The following is a 20,595-nucleotide window of genomic DNA, read 5'->3' as shown; positions in this document are numbered from 1 at the left end:
AAAAATAATACTTTTACAAAAACAAAAGTTGCACTAGCAATTTGAGACCACCAAATGCTTTCTCTTGGTAATTCTGAAGGAACAAAAGGAAAAGATTTGGTTGGGGACTTGCTTGTTTTTAACAGTTTAGAAGATTTTAATAAAGTACCAGCGGAAGAAATTAAGGGGAAAATTGTCCTTTTTAATAATGAATTTCCTCAAGAATTTATTAAAACAATGCATGCGTATGGAAAAGCAGGTACTGTGAGACGTGTTGCAGCTGCAGAAGTTGCAAAAAAAGGAGGCAAAGCGGTTATTATTCGGTCAATAAGTTCAGCTTATGATGATCTTCCGCACACAGGCGCGATGAAATATGAGGATGGCGTTGAGAAAATTCCAGCTATTGCCATCGGTCCAAAATCTGCGATAGAGTTAGCGAATCTTGCTAAAACAAATAAACTTTCGGCGAAGATTAATTCTAATTGCACAATGAAAGCTGATGTTAAATCTTACAATGTCATCGGCGAGATCACAGGTAAGGAATCCAAAAATGTGATAGTTGTTGGTGGACATCTTGACTCTTGGGATGTTGGTGAAGGTGCACATGATGACGGCGCCGGAATTGTACAATCAATCGAGGCTTTGAGAACTTTTAAAAAATTAAATTTACCCAATAAAAATACGATCCGTGTAGTTTGCTTTGCTAACGAAGAAAATGGTGTTAAAGGTGGAGCCGCTTATGCAAAAGCCATCGTAAACAAAGGTGAAAAAAACATTTTCGGAATCGAAAGCGACAACGGCGGTTTTTCACCAAGAGGTTTTGGACTCGATATGTCTGAGGATAAACGTAATATTATTAAATCTTGGAAAGATCTATTCCTTCCGTATGGCATCTATGACTTTACCGAAACTTATGCTGGGACGGACATTGGTCCTATGAAAAACACTGGAACTGATCTTGCTGGACTTGTACCAGATTCGCAGCGTTATTTTGACATTCATCACACAGAAGAAGATACTTTCGAAAAAGTTAATCGTCGTGAGCTTCTTTTAGGCGCGACTGTTATAACACAATTAATCTACATGGTCGATCAATATTGGAAGTAAGCAGAATAAAATTTAAAAAAAATGAAAAAGCTAATCGTATTATCATTACTTGGACTTGGCGTATTGACGACTTCATGTGAAAACCATCCAAAAAATCTAGCTAATATTTCTCAAAATAATTTTAATTTTAAAAGCATCAGCTTTCCTTCAAAAGACGGTAAAATAAGAGTTTATGCAGATTATTACGATGCAAATTCTAAAAACGCACCACTTATTTTAGCTTTTCATCAAGCAGGTTCTAGTCGTGGTGTTTATCGAGATATTGCACCGAGATTGGTGGCTTTAGGTTTTAATGTTTTGGCTGTAGATCTGCGTTCTGGTTACAAATTTGGAAATGTCCTTAATGAAAGTTTTGCGGAAGCAAATTCTAAAAATCTGCCAATCCAATTCGAAAATAGTGTTTCTGACATTGAAGCGGCATACGACTATGCAAAAAAGAATCTAAATGCTAAAAAAGTCATCTATTTTGGGAGTTCCTACTCTGCTTCTTTAGGCTTTTATAGTGTTAGCAAACATCCTCAAGATTATGCAGCTTTGGTGACTTTTTCGCCTGGAGAATATTTTAAAATCGAAAACAAAACAATTGCTGATTTTGCAAAAGATGTCAACATCCCAACTTTTGTGTCATCTGCAAAAGATGAAAAGTCACATTGGATTGAAATTTTCAACAATGTAAAATCAACTAAAAAACAAGATTTTTTACCAACTAATTGGGAAGGTTATCACGGCGAAGTTACATTAAGTAGCAACTTTCCTGATGCCGAAGAATATTGGAAGCCTTTGACTAAGTTTTTAAAAACAGTGAAGTAAAATCTTCCTCTTGATCGTAGAAGCTTTTTTTTGCACTTTCGTAACCGATATTAAAAATCTCTTCAAGCCGAGAAGGTTTACGTTCAAAAGTGCCATACTGTGCCAGTTTTTTTGAAGTTATAAACCAGTCGCAGTAAGCAAATTTGTGGATTTCTGTTCGGTGAGAAAGCAGATCATAAGCCCTTGTCGTAATAGCTCGGATTGAGTTAAGATCACTCATTTTAACATCCTGAATTGGCGTCACATAGATGCCAATCATATTTTCACATTCGCTAAGGATAATATCTGCAGGAAAATTATTGAGAACACCACCGTCGCTATACATGGCATCACCAACTATATAAGGTGTGGCGATGCCAGGAATAGACGAGGATGCAATAATCGCATCAACTACTTTTGTTTGTTTATCAAAAATCTTTTGTTCGCCGCTGATAAGGTCAGTAGCAATCATCCGAATTTCTTTTTTGAGGCCGCCAATTTTGGAATCTCCAAAAATCGGATCGAGATAATGCGTGAACAATTGTGATGATACAAAACCCGGTTTATTAAAAGTAAAATGCTTCCAATTGAAAAAATATACCGACTTAAAAAAATCTAAAATTTCGTCAGGATTTCGTCCAGCTGCATATAAACTTCCAACTATAGAACCTGCGCTACAGCACGCCAGAATATCAACATCAATACCAATTTCATTTAGAAACTTTATGGCTCCCGCGTGTGCAAGACCTCTTGTTCCGCCACCTGAAAGTACCAAACCTGTTTTGTATTTCGACATATTTTCTACCGCATTATTTTATTTAAAACTTAAAATTAATCTGCACTGTCGTAAGCTGCTTCAGCAGTTGCACTTGCATATTCTTCTTGGTAGTAAGTTCTGTATTTTTGGTTATTTTTATCATACAGAATTACCAATTTACCATTTTCACTGTTTAGCAAAACCCCATCAATAGGCGAAGGAGTAAGGTTGTCAGTATTCATATAAATTAATGCTTTCTTTTTGAAAGAGCTTAATCTCATCTTATCAGAATAATTTTCTGCGTAAGCCAAATATGGTTCTTTAGAATTCTGGTTAGTACAGATAATCAATAATCTTGAGCTTTGCTTCTCGTTATTGTCTAAGATAACCGCAACGTCCGCTTGTCCATCACCATCGAAATCGCCGTATGCAATAGTATTCTTAGCACGATCAGCATTCTGAGTTACGCTGTAAGGTGTCCCATCATTGTATTTATTATCCAAAATAAGTCGCTTAACACGAGCTTCTAACTCTGAAAATTTTCCTAAAGAAAATGCTTTTTTGAAATCATCAAAATTATAATATTCAACGACATTAGATTTCAACATATAATAAGGTTGAGATACTACATTTTTAATAGGTTTTTCCATATAAACTTTCGCGAAGCTTGGGTTTTCGTATTGATTGTCAACAAAAAGTCTTTGTCCAAATTTTAGATTACCAGCAATATTTGAGTTTTGTGCATTAGGAGCGTCGCGAAGATTGGCATCTTTTGCAATAACATAATTCTCTGTGTAAGGCTCGTACTCGCCTTCCTCACCTTCGTAACCTTCTGGTAAGCCAGCCGTAGTTCTTGCAGAATCTACTTTAGCACTATCTGCAGGCATTTTGACACCAGCGCTAACTACTTCAGGTTTTTTAGAATCTTTTTTACTTACGAAAAAGTAAACTAATCCAGCAAGTAAAAGAACTGCAAGACCTCCAATAATGTAGTAAAGTTGTTTGTTCTTCTTTTGCAAATCTTCTTGTTGAGTGGGCGTTTTAGAAGGTGTTGTTGGTTGTGTTGGTTGATTAGTTTCGTTAGAGTTTTGTGTATTTTGTTCTTCCATTAAGTTTTATTTTTAGTTCTGTGTGTCATTTAGTTCGTTTAGCAAAATGTAGGCCTTATCTTTATCTTTTATCAATTTTACAAATTCTAAAAAATAATCTTTATAAGCCCAATTCTTTTTAATTGCTCTAATCATCTCATAACTAGAATGTAACGGAAAATTAGAATCAAATTCGTAACCTGTATTATTTGCTAATTCTTCGAAAAGTTCTTTTAGTAAAGCATTTTCTTTTGGTTGAGTAGTTGCTGCTTCGTCAGCTAATTTTCCCATCAAAGCGAAAAAGTAGGATCTTTTTTCTGATAAAATATTGAATGTCATTTTATCATTATCATTAAAATTCTTAAAGAAAACTTCGAAATGCTTAATGCTGTTATTGTAGTCATTTTTTTTGGAGTAAACTCTGGCGTACAAATCTTCCATCGAATTTGTTCTAAACTCGCCTGCATTATCTAGAATAGAAAGCGCTTCGTCAAGTCTTTCGACATTATTAGCATTAGATGCCGCATTAAAAACTGTTAAAGCAGATTTACCATAACGCAAAGCTTTGACTGAGGTTTCGTAAGCCTTTTCGTTTTCGTTGAGATTGTTATAAGCCGCACTTAGATTAGACCAAATCGTTGCATCTTTCTCAGAAAACAAAGTTGCCATTGCAAAATTTTGTTTTGCCTTTGCGTAATTTCCTAATCGAAAATAGGCTAATCCTCTACCATTAAGATACCTTGCATTATTCTCATCATCTTTTAAAAGAATATCATAATTAGTTAAGGATTTTTGATATTCGCCGTCGTCAAATTGTTGTCGCGCCAAGTTTTCGCGATCATCTTTTGACATTTTTTCTTGAGCCGACACATTCTGAATACAGAATAAGCCAATTGCTGAAATCAATAGAATTTTTTTCATCAGCACTAAAATAAAAAAATGCTGCATCTTATACAAGATACAGCATTTAATATTTTAAAAATTAATTATTTTTTATCATACTCCTCAAGAAGATTAATCATGTCCTCACGAGTTTTAACAAAATCAACTTTAGAAAGTAGGTCAGGATATTTTGCAAATAGTTCTTTGAGTTTTTTTTCTCTTCCTGACAATAAATTAGAACTAATTGCAGTTCCATTTTCATCTATAATATATTCGGTTGCACCGACATTACCATAAATGCTTGCTACAAAAAAGTCTACATAATAGCCTGTTTTTGTGCCTTCATGCAAAACCAAAAGCAAATCTTTATCCGACTTCAAAGATGGAAAACGCTCAGAGTTTGTAAACTTCTTTATGCTACCATCAAAGTCTGTTATTTCTATATAATTAAGTTGCGACTCTTTTACAATTGATTTTTTTCCATAACTATCTAAAAAATACAATCTACTAATTACTGTACTTGGATAAAAATAATTTTTCTTAAAAGCCCATTGCGCTACAATTCTAGTATTAACTGTATCACTTGATTTTTTAAGAACATATTTCACTGGTAAATGATAGTCTTTGTACTGAATTTTTTTTTGCGCAAATGACAAACTACTTACTAATAGTAAGAATCCTAATAATAAACGCATATTAAATATGAATAACCTCACCATAAGCTGCAGCTACAGCTTCCATTACCGCCTCCGATAATGTTGGGTGAGGGTGAATAGATTTAAGAACCTCATGACCTGTCGTCTCAAGATTACGAGCAACAACCGCCTCAGCAATCATTTCTGTAACACCTGTACCAATCATGTGGCAACCTAACCATTCCCCATATTTAGCGTCAAAAATTACCTTTACAAATCCGTCTGTATCACCATTGGCAGTCGCTTTTCCACTTGCTGAGAACGGGAATTTACCAACTTTAAGTTCATAACCTTTTTCTTTAGCTTGCTTTTCTGTCAAACCAACAGAAGCGATTTCTGGTAAACAATATGTACATCCAGGGATGTTGCCATAGTTGATTTTCTCAACGTGAAGACCTTTAATTTTTTCAACGCAAGTAATACCTTCCGCAGAAGCAACGTGCGCCAAAGCCTGAGTTGGGATAATATCACCAATTGCGTAATATCCAGGCACTGAAGTTTGGTACCATTCATTAACCAAAACTCTACCTTTATCTGTTTGGATACCAACTTCTTCTAGACCGATGTTCTCGATGTTAGCAGCAATACCAACAGCCGAAAGAAGAACGTCAGCTTCTAATGTGATATTTCCGTTTGCAGTTTTTACGTTAGCTTTAACACCAGCGCCAGAAGTATCAACAGATTCTACAGAAGCGTTTGTCATCACCTCGATACCAGCTTTTTTCAAAGATTTTTCTAAATGTTTAGAAACTTCTTCGTCTTCTACAGGAACAATGTTTGGCATAAATTCTACAACAGTAACTTTAGTACCCATTGTTGCATAGAAGTAAGCGAACTCCACTCCAATTGCGCCAGACCCAACAACAATCATAGATTTTGGTTGTTCTGGAAGCGCCAAAGCTTGTCTGTAACCGATCACTTTAACGCCATCTTGTGGAAGATTAGGAAGTTCTCTAGATCTTGCACCAGTCGCTAGAATGATGTTATCTGCGCTATATTCTGTAACTTTTCCGTCTTTATCTGTAACGTCGATTTTGCGATCTTTCTTCACTTTAGCAGCGCCCATGATCACATCGATTTTATTTTTACGCATCAAAAACTCGATACCTTTGCTCATTTTTTCAGCAACACCGCGACTTCTTTTTACTACGTTCGGGAATTCGAAAGTAGCATCAACTTTATTAAGTCCGTACTCTTCTGCATGGTTGATATATTTGAAAACTTGTGCAGATTTCAACAAAGCTTTTGTTGGAATACATCCCCAGTTAAGGCAGATACCTCCAAGATTTTCTTTCTCAACAATTGCTGTTTTGAAACCTAATTGTGCAGCTCTAATCGCTGTAACATATCCTCCAGGTCCACTACCGATGACAATAATATCGTATTTCATTAGATCTAAAAATTTTTATCAAAAATAAGGATTTTTTTCTTTTTGTGTTCAAATTAATTTTAATGTACTTTTTTTATTAATTTTTCACTGAAATCATAATTTAATAAAACTCAACAAAAGTCTTTATTAAAAGTACTTTAAGTTAAAAACCTAAAAATTTAAGCTTTAACTGAATTGCAAAATTTTCACTGAATTTGTTGGTTGAATAATGTCCAACTCTGTAAAATAAACCTAAATTAAATCCTGTACTCAAAAAATTATTATACTCCACTCCAACTTCTTGGTATAAATGATCTAGTTTATTATAATTAAATTGATGTTGCCCCATATTCTTCATATCACCGATTGTCCCTTTGTATACCAAATCAAAACTTGACGTATTTCTTCCAAAACTTTTAAAATACCAAGGAATACGGTGTGTAAAGTAATATCCCATGAATTTATCATTAAAATATTTGCCCGCTTCCATGGTTGCAAAACCTAAATAAGTCGTCAAATTGAAATGCGAGAAAAAGCTATCGTTATTAGAAGAATCCAAACCGCCCATTTGGAAATGATGCCAAATCGGAGCATCGCCCGTCATCAAACCACCGTATAATCTAACGCCAGTTCTACCCAATTTAGTAGAGAATTGATGCGTCAACAGGACATCCGCACGAGAATAGTTAAACTCACCGCCCAAAGTTTTCATACCTTGTTCAAAATTAAAATAAACTTCAGGGAACTTTTGATCATAAGTCAACTTACCCGACGGCGTCATGATATTTTGAGAATTCGGAGAATATTTTAAAGTTAACATCGTTGAAAAATTCTTGAACAAACGATTTTCATTATTGTAGAAATAATCAAATTTCGCTTCTTCATTTTGGCGTTTTGCAGAAAGTCGCATCGTCAACGCATTATTAAGATCGACTTCGTAACTCAATTTTCCACCTTGGAAACGGTAGAATTTATCATTTTGTAAATCCACGCCAGAATTCATAAACTGCATTTTAAAACTCCAAAGATTTTGACTAAATCGCCCTGAAGATTCTACATCATCATAATATTCTGCACGGAAAAATGAATTATAATTCAAGGTCGTTTTAACATCGACACCAACGCCATATTTAAATTTTGAATCTTTGAAACCATAAGCAACATAAGCATCTGGCGAAATGTATTTGTTAAAATTTTCGTTCAACTTGCCATGAACAGCCAATCTAATGCCTTCGTAACGGTTATAGTTGCTACCAAAAGGATCGACATCGACCATCCCAAGGCGAATTCTGCCACGCATAAGGTTACTAACAAGACTTGCTTTTTTGTCAACATTGTACTTCTGTCCAAGACTGTCGACTTTTACATAAGTCAGCTTTTCACGAGGTGTTAAACTATCTGTACGGTATTTATCAAGAAGACTTCCATCCGTATTTTTTACCGTCATTGTATAACCTTTGAAGTCTTTAGCAGTGAAATCTACAGGCGTTTTAAAATCGAAATAATCGACTTTCATATAGACATAATTCCCGAAACGTGTCATCAACTTTCGTCTTTCTGCCCGCTTTTCTTCCGCCGTCATGTCGTCTTTAATTTCAGGTTTTTTATCTGTATTATCAAATGACTGACTTCCCGCTCTTAATTTTAGATTTTCTTTTTGTAGAAACCATTTGTTATTAATTGGTATCCAAACAGAAGTTACGCTTCCATCATTTCTATTTTTACTATTACTTTCGATTTTTTTGACCGCAAAACTTTGCTGGTCGATATAGAGGTAACCATTGTATTTTCGGCGGTTAGGTTGCGTTTTGGTGCCAACTTCTCGGAAGCGAATCACGTAATTCTCGCGTCCATCAATCTCGATTGAATCCGTTAAATAATATCTGTAAAGATTTCTGTTCTCCGGAAGAATTTCTTTTGGTATTTTATTTCGGTTAGATCGCATGACTAAAAGTTGATAAATAGGCTCTTTAAGTCCAGAAATACGATTGTCCAAAACATTGATTTTCTCCCCGAATTTTTCTGAATATAAGTATTGATTAGCACGCTCCCAAAGGAAAAGTTTGCTGTCAATCATGACATTTTCAAAATCTTTATCCATTAAAGAATCCTTCTTCTCTTTTTTAGTTTGTTTCAAATCTTTAACAGGAAGTGCGTTCAACGAATCTTTTCGTTTAGCCATATAATTTTGGTAGATTTTAACAGAATCTTCATCAAAATCAAAAGACATTTTTTCGTAAGATTTAAACTCGTAAGATTCTAAACTCTTCGGTGAATTATTTTTAAAATTGCTATTGACTTTATCCAAAATCGCAAGTGCTCTAGCATCGCTTTTATCATTAACAACAACCCCTTCTATCTTGTTGACATTAGATTCTTCTTTCTCTAGAGAGATTTCCATAATTTTGTCAACAACCACATCAGCATCTTCGTAATGTTGATGTTTAACAGTGACTTTATCACATTTAGTTTTAAAATTTAAACTTCCGTGGATATCAGTAATTCCCAACAATTTGTTATTACAATAGACTGAAGCTTGTGCCAATGGTGCAGTTTTTCCAGCTGTAGTTACTTTAATCGTCGATTGCGAAAATGCGAATACTGCAAAGCAAATAAGGAATAAAGTGTATATTTTTTTAATCATATTCTTGCGTTAAGATGTTGCGAAAATAAATATATATATCGAATTCTACACTACTTCTTTAGTTAATGAAGTTATAAAATCAAGTTTTTAACAATGTTAAAAATTCTAAATGCTTAAATTTGTAAAAATTTATAAAATGGGAATTGCTGATTTATTATCAAAAAAGAAAAAAGCTTTAGCAGAGAAAAACCTAAAAGAAGGTAAAGCTTTCCAAGAAGAATTCGGAAAAGAAGAAGGTGTTATCACTTTGGAAAGTGGCTTGCAATACCAAGTTATGACCGAATCTGAAGGTAGAAGTCCTGAAGCTCGTGATACGGTTATTTGCCATTATCATGGTACAACAATAACTGGCGAAGTGTTTGATAGCTCTGTACAAAGAAATAAGCCTGCAAGTTTTCCGCTTAACCGCGTGATTTCTGGTTGGACAGAAGGTTTGCAATTGATGTCAACAGGTAGCAAGTGGAAATTCGTTATTCCACCACATTTAGCTTACGGCGATCAACAAATTTCAAAAGAAATTGGACCAAACTCAACCTTAATTTTCGAAGTTGAATTAATTGGGATTAAATAGTAAAATTTTGTGCTATAAAATTTATAAAAAATAAAAAAACCTGAACAAAAGTTCAGGTTTTATATTGATAACAAAAATGATTAATTATTTTACTTGATCTACAACAGCTTTGAAAGCTTCTGGATGATTCATTGCTAAGTCAGCAAGAACTTTTCTGTTAAGCTCGATGTTGTTTTTCTTAAGAGCTCCCATAAATTGAGAGTAAGACATCCCGTGCTCTCTAGCACCCGCATTGATACGAGTAATCCAAAGTGCTCTGAAATTTCTTTTCTTCTCTTTTCTACCGCGGTAAGCATATTGCATTGCTTTTTCCACGGCGTTTTTAGCTACAGTCCAAACATTTTTTCTTCTACCGAAAAAACCTTTAGCCTGCTTCATTACTTTTTTTCTGCGCGCTCTAGACGCTACAGCGTTAACTGATCTTGGCATAATGTAAATTGTTTTTTTTGAAAAGGGCGGCAATGTTATTGCTCTTATGTGCGCCGTTTCAGGGTTAAATTTTTTGAATTTGTTGAATTCTTAAAAACCGAATATTGGTTAATAAAAACTACTTAATAGCTAATTGACGTAAAACACTCTTAGTGTCCACAGCTGCAACGTAAGAAGTTTGCGTAAGATTTCTCTTTTGTTTAGTTTCTTTCTTTGTTAAGATGTGGCTTTTGAAAGCATTTTTTCTTTTGATCTTACCAGTACCAGTAAGAGCAAAACGCTTTTTAGCACCTGATTTAGTTTTTAATTTTGGCATTGTTCTGCGTTTTATATTTTGTTATCAATATCATTTCAAGTTTGCAAATATACAACAAAAATATGATATTGAAAAATACTAAAAGACTATTAGCAATGCTAACCTTTAGTGTAAAATAATAAACTTATTTTTCAATTGTGAAGTTAGAACTTGTGGGATTGAGAAATTCTTTCCCATTATACCACAACTTACTAAGTGACTCTCCATTTTTCCAATAAGTAAATTCCGCCTTTATTTCGTCAGTTACAGTGTCATCATATTTTATTTTGAAAGTCTCATGACCATCTTTACCATAATCATAAGGAAATAATCTTATATAATTATGATTGTCTTTTTCGTAAAACATCTAGCCATAGGCAGTATCCAAATTACCTTGGTAATATTCTGTCCATTTACCATCCCTTAAATAAAGAATTCTTATATTCTCTATTTTAAAACTAGGATCATCAAAAATAAATTTTCCATCTTTTAAAACATTGTAATCAAATTTGACATTGATGATCGTACCTCGTATTATTTCATCACGATCTTTACAATTGAATACACTGAATAAAATCATCGAATAAAAAAATAAACTTAAATACGCTTTTCATCTGTTTGTATTTTAATAATTTCATCAAAAATATAAAATGATACATTCAAAACATAAAAACCTGTATTATTTTTAATTAAAACATAGAAACAAAAAAAAGAGACTTCGAAAAGTCTCTTTTTTATTTAATAATAGTGATGAAATTCAAAAATAATAGTTTCACTATTTTGATTGTTTATTTAGCTGGCTTTTTAGGGCTCATCATCATAATCATTCTTTTACCTTCTAACTTAGGCAATTGATCTACTTTACCAACGTGCTCTAGTTCTTGAGCCAATTTTAAAAGTAAAATCTCGCCTTGGTCTTTAAAAATGATTGAACGTCCTTTGAAGAACACATAAGTTTTCAATTTAGAACCTTCTTCTAAGAATTTCTCAGCGTGTTTTTTCTTGAATTCGTAATCGTGCTCATCGGTTTGAGGACCAAAACGAATCTCTTTAACAACAACTTTAACTTGCTTAGCTTTAAGTTCTTTTTGTTTTTTCTTTTGTTCGTAAAGGAATTTTTTATAATCCAGAACTCTCGCAATATAAGGTTCTGACTTGTCTGAGATTACAACAAGATCTAATTCTTGATCATCTGCAATCTGTTGGGCTTTAGCTAAAGGATATACACCGGGCTCCACATTATCGCCAACTAGACGAACTTCTTTTGCTCGGATTTTACCATTAATCTGATGCAAGTCCTCCTGTACTGGACGACGCATCGGGCCTCTACTGTTGTTTCTTCTTAGTGCTATTGTCTTAAAATTTTATGTTAATATTATTTATTTTTAATCTTTTGAATTTTTAAAATTAATCAAAAGACTTGATACCTTTTTGGCTTTCAGTTTTAAAATAACTGATAAAATCATCAATCTTCATTTCCCCAAGGTCGCCCTCGCCTCTTCTTCTCACCGAAACTGTGTTATTTCCAGCTTCGTTTTCACCAACGACAAGCATGAAAGGAATCTTGTTTAATTCGGCATCACGAATCTTTTTACCAGTCTTTTCGTTTCTTTCGTCAATTAGACCGCTAATATCGTGATTTTCTAACAATTGTGAAACTTTTTTAGCATAGTCTACATATTTTTCACTAATTGGAAGAATGATGAATTGATCTGGCGCCAACCACAATGGGAAATCTCCTGCAGTATTCTCTAGCAAAATTGCGATAAAACGCTCCATAGAACCAAATGGTGCTCTGTGAATCATCACTGGTCTGTGTTTTTCGTTATCGCTACCTGTATACCAAAGATCGAATCTTTCTGGAAGGTTATAATCTACTTGGATTGTACCTAACTGCCAGCTTCTACCCAAAGCATCCTTCACCATAAAATCAAGTTTCGGACCATAGAAAGCCGCTTCACCATATTCGGTTACAGTTTTAAGTCCTTTAGCTTTTGCTGCATTGATGATTGCACTTTCAGCTTTGTCCCAATTTTCGTCACTACCGATATATTTTTGCTTATTTTCTGGATCTCTTAATGAAATCTGAGCTGTAAAATCCTCAAATCCTAAAGAACCGAAAACATACAATACTAAATCGATTACTTTCTCAAATTCTTCATTCAATTGGTCTGGCATACAGAATAAATGCGCATCATCTTGTGTAAATCCACGAACCCTCGTCAAGCCGTGAAGCTCACCAGACTGCTCGTAACGATATACTGTACCAAACTCTGCATAACGTTTCGGAAGATCTCTATAAGACCATTGTTGCGCTTTGTAAATCTCACAGTGGTGAGGGCAGTTCATTGGTTTTAATAAAAACTCTTCACCTTCGTTTGGAGTTTTGATTGGTTGGAAACTATCTGCACCATACTTTTCGTAATGTCCAGAAGTTACATATAAATCTTTGTGCCCAATATGTGGAGAAACTACAAATTCGTAACCTTGTTTCTTCTGTGCAGCTGATAAGAAATGTTCTAACTTCTTTCTAAGCATCGCTCCTTTTGGTAACCAAAGTGGAAGACCAGCTCCAACTTTTTCTGAGAATGTAAAAATCCCCATCTCTTTACCTAATTTTCTGTGGTCACGACGCTTTGCTTCTTCTAATCTTTCAAGGTATTCTGTAAGTTCTTTTTGCTTTGGAAACGAAATACCATAAACTCTTGTTAACTGCTTATTCTTCTCATCGCCTCTCCAGTATGCACCAGCAGCAATAAGGATTTTTACAGCTTTCACAATCCCAGTTGACGGGATGTGTCCACCACGACAAAGGTCTGTAAAGTTATCGTGTGTCACAAAAGTGATTTCGCCGTCTTGTAAGTTTTCAATCAATTCAGTTTTGAAAGGATTGTCTGCATATTCTTTAAGCGCATCAGCTTTTGAAACTTCTCTTAAATTAAAAGTCGAATTCTTTTTTGCGTTTTCTAAAATCTTTTTCTCAAGTCTTTCGAAATCCTTTTCAGAAAGTGGATGATCACCGAAATCTACATCATAATAGAATCCATTAGCAATCGCAGGACCAATTGTCAGCTTTGCATCTGGATAATATTCCATAATAGCTTGTGCCAAAAGATGCGCTGATGAATGCCAAAAAGCTTTCTTTCCCATATCATCATTCCACGTCAATAATTGCACGGTAGAATCCTCGGTTATAGGCGTGTCGACTTCTGTCTGTTTGCCGTTAACGACCGCAGAGATGGTATTTCTAGTTAACCCATCACTGATACTTTGTGCAACTTCTAGTGGAGATACTGCTCCTTCAAATTCTCTGATGCTGCCATCAGGAAGCGTAATTTTAAGCATAATGATATAAAAAATTAAAGTACAAATTTAGTGTTTTTTTCAGTTATTTAACAAGGGAATTGCCAAGCAGATTGAGATTAAACGCAAAGTTTTTAAAATTGAATAAGAATAAAAACGTCTAATAAATTCTGAATTCATCAAAATCGAATAGATGGGTTATGATTAAATTATTTAAAATTAGTATAAAAAAAACATCAGTCTGCTTAGCTTTTGGAAAAATCATATCAAGAACTTTTAATTCTTCACTTATCAATACACTTCATCATGCTCAGTTACTCGAAGTTAGGCTTAGTATAAAGTAAAACCATCAATCTGCCAAAACACTTCCATTAAAAATAATAATCCAAAAAAAGCTTCCCAATTTATTGGAAAGCTTTTTTAATATCTGTAAAAAATTAATCTTATTCTGCTAAGATAATTCCTTTATCGTTATTGAATTCTAGAACACCACTTCTAATTGCGAACGAGTATGCAGATTTTGCTTCGTTCTCCTTAGTGAAATATTTAGAATATTTTTCTGGAACACTATCTGTGTAGATTTTAACTTGACCATTAACTAAAGCCGAAACAATAGCCGCGTGGTTTTTGAAAATCTGAAACTCACCTTGTTTACCTGGTAATAAAATTGAGTCAACTTGACCTTCAAATACTACATATTCTGGAGTTATAATTTTAATTGTCATTTTTAATTTAGATTTAAAGATTTCAGATTTCAGATTACAGACAAACTAAGTCTTGTGTCTTGTATCTGAGATCTTGTGTCTAATTATTTATTCTCCGCTAACATTTTCTCACCAGCTTCGATAGCTTCTTCGATAGAACCTTTAAGGTTGAAAGCTGCTTCTGGTAGGTGATCTAACTCACCATCGATAATCATGTTAAATCCTTTAATTGTATTTTTGATATCTACTAATACACCTGGGATACCTGTAAACTGCTCTGCAACGTGGAAAGGCTGAGATAAGAATCTTTGCACTTTTCTAGCACGGTATACTGACAATTTATCTTCTTCAGAAAGTTCTTCCATACCAAGAATCGCGATGATATCTTGTAATGCTTTATATCTTTGTAAGATTTCTTTAACTCTTTGTGCACAATTGTAATGCTCGTCACCAATAATTTCTGGCGCTAAGATTCTAGAAGTAGAAGCCAATGGATCTACCGCTGGATAAATACCTAATGAAGCAATTTTTCTATCTAATACAGTTGTTGCATCTAAGTGAGCGAAGGTTGTAGCCGGAGCCGGGTCAGTTAAGTCATCCGCAGGTACGTAAACCGCCTGTACAGATGTAATAGATCCGTTTTTAGTTGAAGTAATTCTCTCCTGCATCGCACCCATTTCTGACGCCAAAGTTGGTTGGTAACCTACCGCAGATGGCATACGACCAAGAAGTGCAGACACTTCTGAACCAGCCTGTGTAAAACGGAAGATATTATCTACGAAGAACAATACATCTCTACCTTGTCCTGTTTCTCCACCATCTCTATAATATTCTGCTAATGTAAGACCAGAAAGTGCTACTCTAGCTCTTGCTCCTGGCGGCTCGTTCATCTGTCCGAATACGAAAGCAGCTTTAGAATCTTTCATTAATTCTGTATCTACTTTTGACAAATCCCATCCTCCATTTTCCATAGAGTGCATGAACTCGTCACCATATTTAATAATACCAGACTCAAGCATCTCACGTACAAGGTCATTACCTTCTCTTGTTCTTTCTCCTACTCCTGCGAATACAGAAAGACCACCGTGTCCTTTAGCGATATTGTTAATTAATTCCTGAATCAATACAGTTTTACCTACACCAGCACCACCAAATAATCCAATTTTACCACCTTTTGCATAAGGCTCGATGAGGTCGATTACTTTGATACCTGTAAATAAAACTTCTGATGAAGTTGATAATTGATCAAACTTCGGAGCTTCTCTGTGAATTGGCAATCCACCATCTTTAGAAAGATTAGAAAGACCATCGATAGCATCTCCTACTACGTTGAATACTCTACCGTTAACTGCATCACCAATTGGCATAGTGATTTGTTTTCCTGTACCTACAACATCTTGTCCTCTTTGTAGACCATCTGTTGCGTCCATCGCGATACATCTTACAGTATCTTCGCCGATGTGTTGCTCAACTTCGAGTACTAGGTTAGGTCCATCAGTTTTAACAACTTCTAGAGCGTCATATATTCTTGGTAATTCTTCAGCATCATTAAAAACCACGTCGATAACTGGTCCAATAATTTGTGAAATCTTTCCTTTAATTTGGTTTGCCATTACTAAATTTTTTCTTGCGCACAAAGATAATAAAACTTTGTATATCTGCATTGTCACAAATAAAGATTTTTATCATATTTGCATAAAATAAGATTGACTTCTTAAAATTCTATTTTTGAAAGTCCAAAAAATTAACTTCGTCGAAGTTTTAATTAAAAGTCTTATCCAAAATTTTTTAGTTTTGAAAATCAACCAAGATTTAGATCATTATAATAGTAATACACCTCTAGCGCTTTCATTAGGCATGTTCGATGGTGTGCATCGTGGGCATTTTTCTATCATCGAAAAACTTAATAAAATTGCTTCTGAAAAGAATCTAGAATCAGGCATTCTTACTTTTTGGCCGCATCCCCGCAAAGTGATAAATCCGCAAGATGAAGTTTTATTATTAAATACTTTGGATGAAAAAATTGAACTTCTAAATCAAGCAGGCATTCAAAATTTGTTTTTAAAAACTTTTGATGAAGATTTTCGGAATTTAACGGGCGAAAATTTTTGTCGCGAAATTTTAATTAAAAAACTCAATGTCAAGCACTTAATAATTGGTTACGATCATACGTTTGGCAAAAATAAAAGCGGAAATTTTGGTTTATTAAAACAACTTTCCACCGAATTAGATTTTGAAGTTGAACAACTAGGACCAGTCGATTTTCACCACCAACATATTAGCTCAACCCAAATAAGAACCGCTCTAGCAGAAGCTAACATCAAAGAAGCTAACGAAATGCTTGGCTATCCTTATATGTTATCGGGAAAAGTGATTCACGGTAAAAAAATTGGTAGAACCATTGGTTATCCAACCGCAAATATTGAAGTCGCTGAAGGTAAACTTCTTCCTAAGAAAGGCGCTTACATTGTTGAAGTTTGGATTGAAAATCAATTCTATAAAGGTATGCTGAGTATTGGCACCAATCCTACTGTTAATGGTGATAAGCTGAGTAGCGAAGTTTATATTCTAGATTTTGATAAAGATATTTACGACAAAATAATTACAGTAAAATTCCGTGATTTTTTACACGACGAAATTAAATTCGAAGGTTTAGAAAAATTAATAGAAAAGTTAGATTTAGATAAAAAATTAACACAAGAATTTGATTTTTAAATTTTTAATTAAGCGATTTAATTTCAAATGTTTTTATTTGTAATAAAAAACATGAAAATCAAGATTTTTTTTCTTTTAATTAAAATTTTTGCTGGAAGTTTTTGCAAAGCTCAAGGTTTCGCCCTTAACGTTGGCTACAATTATATTGGTAAAAATGCAGGATTTGCAGGCGTCGACTATCGAATTTCAGACACACGAAAACCTGCAGTTAATGTTGGTGCTGGGACTTATTTAACTTCCGTTAATCACAAATTTGGAGTTGTTCCCGAAATTCATTTTAACCAAGTTGTAGGAAGAGATTCTGCATTTATGTATCAAGTATCTTTAAGTTCAAAAAATCTAAGACCGAGTCTTGGCATCAATATTTTCAATTTCGGACACCTGGATTTGGGATATAGTTTTGGTTTTAATAAAAGTAAAGACTTCCAAGGTTTTGCACTTGGACTTAATTTTTTGCTTGGACAAGATACTTTTTACGATTCTTTCAAAGGTTTTAAAGTAAAATTTCTTCGCGTACTTTTTTAGTTAAAGACGCAAAAATCAAATCATAAGAATGGTCAATTAATTCTTTGATTAAATTAGGCTTTAGACCGTCAACATTTACCGTATTCCAATGGACTTTGTTCATATGATAACCTGGGACAATTTGCCAATACTCTTCCCGAAGTTTAAGACTCCAATCGGGATCAGCCTTTAGGTTGAGACTTGTAGGTTGACGTTCCAAAGACATAAGCGCAAACATTTTGTTTCCAACCTTAAAAACCAAAGTCTCTTTGTCAAAAGGGAAACTTTCTTCAACGCCTTTCTTTAGTAAACAGTAATCTCTTATTTCTTCGGAATTCATAACTTTCTTATTTAAATACAATAATATCAAAGTTAAATAATTGATATAGTAAATGCTGTCTAAAAAACTTTATTTTCAGCATACAAATCATTAGCTTTGCGTATCACGAATTTTAGAACTTAAAAATGAAAAAAACAGCATTATACGACAAGCATGTAGCTTTGGGTGCAAAGATGGTTCCGTTCGCAGGATTTGATATGCCTGTACAATATTCTGGCGTTACAGAAGAACATTTCGCGGTGCGCGAGAAAGTGGGACTTTTTGATGTGTCACACATGGGACAATTTTTTGTGGAAGGTCCTCAGGCTAAAGCACTTTTACAAAAGGTTACAACCAACAATTTGGACACTTTAGAAGACGGAAAAGCGCAATACACGTGTCTTCCTAACGAAACTGGCGGTATTGTTGACGACCTTATTATCTACAAAATGAATGACGAAAAGTACTTCGTTGTAGTTAATGCTTCTAACATCGATAAAGACTGGAATCATATTTCTAAATACAATGCGGAGATTGGTGCGACAATGACGAACGCTTCTGACGATATGTCGTTGCTAGCAATCCAAGGTCCGAAAGCTGTTGAAACTTTACAAAGATTGACTGAGGTTAATCTTTCGGAGATTCCTTACTATCACTTTACAGTAGGTACAGTTGCCGGAGTTAGTGATGTGATTATTTCTAATACAGGTTACACAGGATCTGGAGGTTTCGAAATTTATTTTAAAAATGAAAACGCTGAAACACTTTGGAACGCTGTAATCGAAGCTGGTGAAGAGTTTGCGATTCTACCTTGCGGATTGGCTGCTAGAGATACTTTGAGACTGGAAAAAGGATTCTGTCTTTATGGTAACGACATCGACGACACAACATCTCCTATAGAAGCTGGTCTTGGTTGGATTACTAAATTTGATAAAGATTTTATATCAAAAGAAATCTTTTCAAAACAAAAAGAAGAAGGTGTTACGAGAAAGTTAGTTGGGTTCGAGCTAACTGACAAAGGCGTGCCAAGACACGATTATGCTGTGGTAGATGCCGACACTAATGTTATCGGAAAAGTAACTTCTGGTACACAATCACCAATGAAAAAAATTGGAATTGGTCTTGCTTATGTTGACAAATCACACAATAAAGTTGGTACAGAAATTTTCATCCAGGTTAGAAACAAAAACATTCCTGCTAAAGTTGTTAAAACACCTTTCGTTTAGCAATAAGTAAGTTTTTATAAATAATAAAATCGCCGATTCTGAAATTTCAGAACCGGCGATTTTTGTATATAACTCAATTTTCTAATCAATGAGAATCGCCATGTTTTGGCTTGTCTGGAAACAATAATGATAAGCCAACAGCAATCACCAATATACCACCAACAATTCCTAAAGAAACAGGCGATGGAATATGAAGCCAAGGTGCAATAATCATTTTAACACCGATAAAGGCTAAAATAATTGCTAAACCATAAGACAATTTGCTGAACATATAGATAAAATTCGCTAGTAAAAAGTATAACGAACGCAGTCCCAAAATCGCAAAAATATTAGAGGTATAAAGTATAAATGGATCATCCGAAATTGCAAAAATCGCAGGGATAGAATCCACTGCAAAAATAACATCGGTGAACTCAATAACCGCGACAACAACTAACAAAGGCGTCGCCATTTTAATACCATTTTCGATGGTGAAAAACTTGTCACCATCATAAGTTTTAGAAACTTTATAGAATTTTTTAACCAATCGTGCACCAGCATTATCCGCAAAATCCTCCGCCGAATCGTCGTCGTGATTATGTCCGCCCCAAGATTTAATCCCAGAATACACCAAGAAAAATCCGAAAATAGTCATAACAGCATTTATTTTCACCATGTGACCAAACAGTTTAAACTCTGGCAAATACGTCATATTAATGATCTCAACGCCTGCAAAAATAAATATCGCGCGGAAGACTAAAGCACCAATAATTCCCCAGAATAAAACTTTATGATGAAGATGTTTCGGAACTCTAAAGAAGTTGAAAACCATGATAAATACGAACAAGTTATCAACAGACAAGGCTTTCTCTATCCAATACGCCGCCTGGAATTCTGTAAATTTTTCGATTGCAAGTTTGTGGCCACCTGCATCTTGGTTGAAAACCCAATAGACAACGCCCGAAAATATCATCGCTAGAGAGATCCAAACGATGGACCACGTCGTTGCTTCTTTGGAAGATACAACATGCGCTTTTTTATTAAAGATGCCCAAATCGAGCAATAGCATAATAAGTACGACCACTGCAAATCCCCAGATTAATCCGGGATGCAATTCCATTATGCTTTGGTGTGGATGATGCATTGTTTTAAAGAAATTTATTTTTAGCTATATTTTAAGATTACAAAATTAGACATAAATAAGATGCCTAGGTTTAGTTTTTTGAAAATCTTTGAGGTC

Annotated in this window: 21 protein-coding genes; 6 read left to right on the top strand and 15 right to left on the bottom strand. The window is 34.5% G+C overall.

Annotation, left to right across the window (positions count from 1 at the left end):
- Positions 1–54 precede the first annotated feature (54 nt).
- Positions 55–1,086, top strand: a complete 1,032-nt coding sequence (locus RT037_RS10100) for a M20/M25/M40 family metallo-hydrolase (protein ID WP_313030697.1) — start codon at positions 55–57, stop codon at positions 1,084–1,086.
- Between the two features lie 21 nt (positions 1,087–1,107).
- Positions 1,108–1,896, top strand: coding sequence for a serine aminopeptidase domain-containing protein (locus RT037_RS10095; protein WP_313030693.1), 789 nt, complete (start codon positions 1,108–1,110; stop codon positions 1,894–1,896).
- Here RT037_RS10095 and RT037_RS10090 read toward each other — a convergent pair.
- The 6 genes from RT037_RS10090 to RT037_RS10065 form a co-directional block, all read right to left on the bottom strand.
- Positions 1,871–2,671, bottom strand: a complete 801-nt coding sequence (locus RT037_RS10090; protein ID WP_313030689.1) for a patatin-like phospholipase family protein — start codon at positions 2,669–2,671, stop codon at positions 1,871–1,873. The two genes, RT037_RS10095 and RT037_RS10090, sit on opposite strands and share 26 nt — an antisense overlap.
- A gap of 35 nt (positions 2,672–2,706) precedes the next feature.
- The gene (locus RT037_RS10085; RefSeq protein ID WP_313030686.1) at positions 2,707–3,741 is read right to left on the bottom strand and encodes a hypothetical protein; all 1,035 of its coding nucleotides are present in this window, start codon (positions 3,739–3,741) and stop codon (positions 2,707–2,709) included.
- Positions 3,742–3,753: 12 nt separating this feature from the next.
- Positions 3,754–4,641 (bottom strand): hypothetical protein, encoded by an 888-nt coding sequence (locus RT037_RS10080; RefSeq protein ID WP_313030684.1) that lies wholly within the window; start codon positions 4,639–4,641, stop codon positions 3,754–3,756.
- 65 nt (positions 4,642–4,706) lie between these two features.
- Complete coding sequence (locus RT037_RS10075) at positions 4,707–5,297, bottom strand: hypothetical protein (protein ID WP_313030682.1); 591 nt, start codon at positions 5,295–5,297, stop codon at positions 4,707–4,709.
- A gap of 1 nt (position 5,298) precedes the next feature.
- Positions 5,299–6,687 (bottom strand): dihydrolipoyl dehydrogenase, encoded by a 1,389-nt coding sequence (gene lpdA, locus RT037_RS10070; protein ID WP_079665483.1) that lies wholly within the window; start codon positions 6,685–6,687, stop codon positions 5,299–5,301.
- A gap of 142 nt (positions 6,688–6,829) precedes the next feature.
- Positions 6,830–9,310 carry a hypothetical protein gene (locus RT037_RS10065; RefSeq protein ID WP_313030676.1) on the bottom strand — a complete coding sequence of 827 codons (2,481 nt, stop codon included), beginning with the start codon at positions 9,308–9,310 and terminating at the stop codon, positions 6,830–6,832.
- Positions 9,311–9,419: 109 nt separating this feature from the next.
- On the opposite strand from RT037_RS10065, the gene RT037_RS10060 reads away from it, so the two are divergent.
- The gene (locus RT037_RS10060) at positions 9,420–9,881 is read left to right on the top strand and encodes an FKBP-type peptidyl-prolyl cis-trans isomerase (RefSeq protein WP_313030674.1); all 462 of its coding nucleotides are present in this window, start codon (positions 9,420–9,422) and stop codon (positions 9,879–9,881) included.
- Between the two features lie 84 nt (positions 9,882–9,965).
- On the opposite strand, the gene rplT is transcribed toward RT037_RS10060, so the two are convergent.
- From rplT to atpD, 7 genes are all read right to left on the bottom strand, one after another.
- Positions 9,966–10,310, bottom strand: a complete 345-nt coding sequence (gene rplT / locus RT037_RS10055; RefSeq protein ID WP_312323975.1) for a 50S ribosomal protein L20 — start codon at positions 10,308–10,310, stop codon at positions 9,966–9,968.
- A 118-nt stretch (positions 10,311–10,428) separates the two neighbouring features.
- Positions 10,429–10,626: a 50S ribosomal protein L35 gene (rpmI, locus tag RT037_RS10050; RefSeq protein WP_027384637.1), complete on the bottom strand. Its 198-nt coding sequence runs from the start codon at positions 10,624–10,626 to the stop codon at positions 10,429–10,431.
- 124 nt (positions 10,627–10,750) lie between these two features.
- Entirely contained in the window at positions 10,751–10,972 is a 222-nt protein-coding gene (locus RT037_RS10045) for a hypothetical protein (RefSeq protein WP_312323973.1), read from the bottom strand.
- A 421-nt stretch (positions 10,973–11,393) separates the two neighbouring features.
- Positions 11,394–11,924: a translation initiation factor IF-3 gene (infC, locus tag RT037_RS10040; RefSeq protein WP_312323971.1), complete on the bottom strand. Its 531-nt coding sequence runs from the start codon at positions 11,922–11,924 to the stop codon at positions 11,394–11,396.
- An 88-nt stretch (positions 11,925–12,012) separates the two neighbouring features.
- The gene (gene thrS, locus RT037_RS10035) at positions 12,013–13,950 is read right to left on the bottom strand and encodes a threonine--tRNA ligase (RefSeq protein WP_313030668.1); all 1,938 of its coding nucleotides are present in this window, start codon (positions 13,948–13,950) and stop codon (positions 12,013–12,015) included.
- 401 nt (positions 13,951–14,351) lie between these two features.
- Complete coding sequence (locus RT037_RS10030; protein WP_079665492.1) at positions 14,352–14,633, bottom strand: F0F1 ATP synthase subunit epsilon; 282 nt, start codon at positions 14,631–14,633, stop codon at positions 14,352–14,354.
- Positions 14,634–14,716: 83 nt separating this feature from the next.
- The gene (atpD, locus tag RT037_RS10025; RefSeq protein ID WP_079665928.1) at positions 14,717–16,225 is read right to left on the bottom strand and encodes a F0F1 ATP synthase subunit beta; all 1,509 of its coding nucleotides are present in this window, start codon (positions 16,223–16,225) and stop codon (positions 14,717–14,719) included.
- A 181-nt stretch (positions 16,226–16,406) separates the two neighbouring features.
- On the opposite strand from atpD, the gene RT037_RS10020 reads away from it, so the two are divergent.
- Together RT037_RS10020 and RT037_RS10015 are read left to right on the top strand one after the other, a co-directional pair.
- Positions 16,407–17,327, top strand: coding sequence for a bifunctional riboflavin kinase/FAD synthetase (locus RT037_RS10020; protein WP_313030704.1), 921 nt, complete (start codon positions 16,407–16,409; stop codon positions 17,325–17,327).
- A 51-nt stretch (positions 17,328–17,378) separates the two neighbouring features.
- Positions 17,379–17,852: a hypothetical protein gene (locus RT037_RS10015; RefSeq protein ID WP_313030658.1), complete on the top strand. Its 474-nt coding sequence runs from the start codon at positions 17,379–17,381 to the stop codon at positions 17,850–17,852.
- Here the strand turns inward: RT037_RS10015 and RT037_RS10010 are convergent.
- Positions 17,821–18,171 (bottom strand): MmcQ/YjbR family DNA-binding protein, encoded by a 351-nt coding sequence (locus tag RT037_RS10010; protein WP_313030656.1) that lies wholly within the window; start codon positions 18,169–18,171, stop codon positions 17,821–17,823. The genes RT037_RS10015 and RT037_RS10010 overlap by 32 nt on opposite strands.
- Before the next feature lie 125 nt (positions 18,172–18,296).
- Between RT037_RS10010 and gcvT the strand changes: the two genes are divergently transcribed.
- Entirely contained in the window at positions 18,297–19,376 is a 1,080-nt protein-coding gene (gene gcvT, locus RT037_RS10005; protein WP_313030654.1) for a glycine cleavage system aminomethyltransferase GcvT, read from the top strand.
- A gap of 85 nt (positions 19,377–19,461) precedes the next feature.
- On the opposite strand, the gene RT037_RS10000 is transcribed toward gcvT, so the two are convergent.
- Complete coding sequence (locus RT037_RS10000) at positions 19,462–20,499, bottom strand: TerC family protein (RefSeq protein WP_313030651.1); 1,038 nt, start codon at positions 20,497–20,499, stop codon at positions 19,462–19,464.
- Between the last annotated feature and the right edge of the window lie 96 nt (positions 20,500–20,595).

The sequence above is a fragment of the Soonwooa sp. genome, from assembly GCF_032062245.1.
Classification (GTDB): domain Bacteria; phylum Bacteroidota; class Bacteroidia; order Flavobacteriales; family Weeksellaceae; genus Soonwooa.
This window is presented reverse-complemented; position numbering and strand designations above follow the sequence as displayed.

Coding starts and splice junctions, on each gene's coding strand:
- RT037_RS10100 (WP_313030697.1), top strand. CDS start 55: ATGCTTTCTCTTGGTAATTCTGAAGGAACAAAAGGAAAAGATTTGGTT.
- RT037_RS10095 (WP_313030693.1), top strand. CDS start 1,108: ATGAAAAAGCTAATCGTATTATCATTACTTGGACTTGGCGTATTGACG.
- RT037_RS10090 (WP_313030689.1), bottom strand. CDS start 2,671: ATGTCGAAATACAAAACAGGTTTGGTACTTTCAGGTGGCGGAACAAGA.
- RT037_RS10085 (WP_313030686.1), bottom strand. CDS start 3,741: ATGGAAGAACAAAATACACAAAACTCTAACGAAACTAATCAACCAACA.
- RT037_RS10080 (WP_313030684.1), bottom strand. CDS start 4,641: ATGAAAAAAATTCTATTGATTTCAGCAATTGGCTTATTCTGTATTCAG.
- RT037_RS10075 (WP_313030682.1), bottom strand. CDS start 5,297: ATGCGTTTATTATTAGGATTCTTACTATTAGTAAGTAGTTTGTCATTT.
- lpdA (WP_079665483.1), bottom strand. CDS start 6,687: ATGAAATACGATATTATTGTCATCGGTAGTGGACCTGGAGGATATGTT.
- RT037_RS10065 (WP_313030676.1), bottom strand. CDS start 9,310: ATGATTAAAAAAATATACACTTTATTCCTTATTTGCTTTGCAGTATTC.
- RT037_RS10060 (WP_313030674.1), top strand. CDS start 9,420: ATGCTTAAATTTGTAAAAATTTATAAAATGGGAATTGCTGATTTATTA.
- rplT (WP_312323975.1), bottom strand. CDS start 10,310: ATGCCAAGATCAGTTAACGCTGTAGCGTCTAGAGCGCGCAGAAAAAAA.
- rpmI (WP_027384637.1), bottom strand. CDS start 10,626: ATGCCAAAATTAAAAACTAAATCAGGTGCTAAAAAGCGTTTTGCTCTT.
- RT037_RS10045 (WP_312323973.1), bottom strand. CDS start 10,972: ATGTTTTACGAAAAAGACAATCATAATTATATAAGATTATTTCCTTAT.
- infC (WP_312323971.1), bottom strand. CDS start 11,924: ATGCGTCGTCCAGTACAGGAGGACTTGCATCAGATTAATGGTAAAATC.
- thrS (WP_313030668.1), bottom strand. CDS start 13,950: ATGCTTAAAATTACGCTTCCTGATGGCAGCATCAGAGAATTTGAAGGA.
- RT037_RS10030 (WP_079665492.1), bottom strand. CDS start 14,633: ATGACAATTAAAATTATAACTCCAGAATATGTAGTATTTGAAGGTCAA.
- atpD (WP_079665928.1), bottom strand. CDS start 16,225: ATGGCAAACCAAATTAAAGGAAAGATTTCACAAATTATTGGACCAGTT.
- RT037_RS10015 (WP_313030658.1), top strand. CDS start 17,379: ATGAAAATCAAGATTTTTTTTCTTTTAATTAAAATTTTTGCTGGAAGT.
- RT037_RS10010 (WP_313030656.1), bottom strand. CDS start 18,171: ATGAATTCCGAAGAAATAAGAGATTACTGTTTACTAAAGAAAGGCGTT.
- gcvT (WP_313030654.1), top strand. CDS start 18,297: ATGAAAAAAACAGCATTATACGACAAGCATGTAGCTTTGGGTGCAAAG.
- RT037_RS10000 (WP_313030651.1), bottom strand. CDS start 20,499: ATGCATCATCCACACCAAAGCATAATGGAATTGCATCCCGGATTAATC.